Raw genomic sequence first — 662 nt, forward strand, 5'->3', positions numbered from 1 at the left:
TCTGTGCCGGCTGCAAAAAAAAGCCCTCGGGGAAAGAGGGCTGTTATCTGATATAGGTTGTTTCAGTCTCACTGATTTAGATGTTTATGGCACCAAAGGTGATGAGGCTTTGACCCGGGAGGGTATTTTTCAGTTCATGGAGCTCACATCCGATACGAAGTCTTTCTTCTATATATGGCTGAGATACAAAAGGTTTCTTATAATTTTCAGAGATATGCGCCGATATAATGAGCGATATATCATGTCCTCGAGACAACGCCCATGGTTGAGGAAAGGATCTATCCAAACTCTCTGCCTCGGTAATTAAATCATCGATATCAAGTGAGGATGACCACTGATGAATACTCTCTTTTATCTCGTCATCGTCGATTTTTATATTGATGGAATCTAAAAAATTAGTGATATCCAAACCATTTAGAATGCTTTTTTCCACATTTCCTTTGGTTAGTTTATAATCTGCTGCTCTATACTTACCAACAGTCCTTGATGCCAATTCAACCTTACGTTTCAACTCAATAAATTCATCTGATGAGATATCAATTCTTAAATTGGAAAGCACTTTTTTTAGAGCAAGTGAATTGAATAAAAAAACATCCAAATCATTATAAATATGCTCGCCACCATCACCGACAAAAAAATAATTCACTCCGGAAACAGTACCG

The 662-nt window shown here is 37.6% G+C and carries 1 pseudogene; it reads right to left on the reverse strand.

The annotated features are described in order from the left end of the window. Positions 1-76 precede the first annotated feature (76 nt). Positions 77-662: pseudogene (locus ABD035_RS17565) on the reverse strand (hypothetical protein); the annotation flags it as partial.

This window comes from Tatumella terrea (assembly GCF_039523755.1).
Classification (GTDB): domain Bacteria; phylum Pseudomonadota; class Gammaproteobacteria; order Enterobacterales; family Enterobacteriaceae; genus Tatumella; species Tatumella terrea.